1 protein-coding gene and 2 tRNA genes are annotated in these 1,550 nt (G+C 63.1%); all 3 read right to left on the bottom strand.

The window, feature by feature from the left end; translation table 11 throughout:
- Positions 1 to 4 precede the first annotated feature (4 nt).
- The 3 genes from AC6H42_RS19525 to AC6H42_RS19515 all read right to left on the bottom strand — a co-directional run bounded on the left by AC6H42_RS19525 (position 5) and on the right by AC6H42_RS19515 (position 1,507).
- Positions 5 to 89: transfer RNA gene (locus tag AC6H42_RS19525), tRNA-Leu, on the bottom strand.
- 78 nt (positions 90 to 167) lie between these two features.
- On the bottom strand, positions 168 to 1,265 hold the full coding sequence (locus AC6H42_RS19520) for an NF038122 family metalloprotease (RefSeq protein ID WP_497548755.1): 1,098 nt from the start codon (positions 1,263 to 1,265) through the stop codon (positions 168 to 170).
- Positions 1,266 to 1,422: 157 nt separating this feature from the next.
- A tRNA-Leu gene (locus AC6H42_RS19515) sits at positions 1,423 to 1,507 on the bottom strand.
- Between the last annotated feature and the right edge of the window lie 43 nt (positions 1,508 to 1,550).

Below are 1,550 nucleotides of genomic sequence, written 5' to 3'. Positions count from 1 at the left end.
ACTGTGGTGCCCACGGAGGGACTCGAACCCCCACACCTTGCGGCACATGGACCTGAACCATGCGCGTCTACCAATTCCGCCACGTGGGCACTGTTGCTGCGTTTTCTGCGGCGTTGTTCTGCAACAGAGGCCCGAATCTTAAAGGCCGCGGCGGTCTTGGTCAAGCGTCAATTGATGTTTCCATGAAAATATTTCCTGCCGCCGGCCCAGGCCAGCGCCATCAGCAGGCCCGCGCCGTACATGGCCGCCTGCGACGGCTCCGGTATCGGCGCCAGGTTGTAGCCGATGGCGTCCATCGCCATCCGGTCGTTCCTGGTGATGAGCAGCAGTTCGCCTTGCGCGGCGGTCGGGTCCATCAGGCCCAGCATCATCAAATCCTTCCAGTGGCTGGCCTGGCGCTCGTCGCCGAAGTTGGTGCCGGTGGAAAATTCGGCGCCCAGCGTGGCGCCGCCGTCCACCGAGAAGTACTTCGCGCGCGCGTCGGCGGTCCAGTCGATCACGCCGCTGGCGCTGCTTTGCGCCGAGTAGCGGAACATGTCCAGCCCGGACACATACGTGAATTCGTTGTCGTAGAAGGGGCCGTTGTTGGGCGGCGAGTTAAAGTCGAGCACGTCCACGCCGCTGATGAAGCCCAGCGTATGGCCGATTTCATGCGCGGCCATGCCGACGAAGTCGTACTGCGTGGCGCCGATGCCGTTGCGGCTGTCGAAGTCGAAGGACAGGTTGCTGTTGAACTGGATAAAGCCGTCGCAATTGCCGATGCAGCCGGGCAGGGTGTCTTCCACGACCGCCATGCCCAGCGCCTTCGCTTCGGCGTTGGTGATGAAGACGGTGCTGTTGTTGTCGCTGCCGTTGTTGTCGAGGTAGGGGGTGGCGCTGGCTGCGCCGTTCGGGTTGTTGGCGGTGCGGTTGATCAGCATGCCGAAGCTGGTCCGGGGCAGGTGTGCGACGGCCGTGTTGTCCAGTGCCGAACTGCGGTCGGCCTCGAGCGCGCTGCGGAAGCTGGCGTAGGAGTGGAAGTCCTGGGTGCTGGCTGCCTGGCCAAGTATGCCGCCGCCCAGCGCGCCGAAGCCGACCGTCAGGTTGACGGCGATGTTGTCGGTCAGCAGTGCGGACCAGCGCGCGCCGGCTTCGATGAAGCCTTGCTGGGCTTGCAGCGTGGTGCCGGGCGTGAACTGGAAATTGAAGATAGGGGCGGCCTGGGCCGGCGCGTTGGCGAGCAGGTTGCCAAGGGCAAAGACGGTTGCTGCGGCGAGAATTTTCATGGCGCACTCCTGGTTGGAATGCGTGGGCTGATGCAAGAACCGTGCGGGGCTGTGGAATCAAGCACTTGTGCGTGCTTCGGCCGCTTGCTGCTGCAGCGTGTCAGGAAGTCCGACAATGAAAAAAGCCTCCCGAAGGAGGCTTTTTTGCGGAATTCTGTGGTGCCCACGGAGGGACTCGAACCCCCACACCTTGCGGCACATGGACCTGAACCATGCGCGTCTACCAATTCCGCCACGTGGGCACTGTTACTGCGTTCTCTGCGGCGTTGTTCTGCAACAGAAGGC

This window comes from Massilia sp. NBRC 108631 (assembly GCF_059704565.1).
The sequence above is the reverse complement of the archived record's forward strand: the minus strand, read 5'-3'. Positions and strand labels throughout refer to the sequence as shown.

Coding starts and splice junctions, on each gene's coding strand:
- AC6H42_RS19520 (WP_497548755.1), bottom strand. CDS start 1,265: ATGAAAATTCTCGCCGCAGCAACCGTCTTTGCCCTTGGCAACCTGCTC.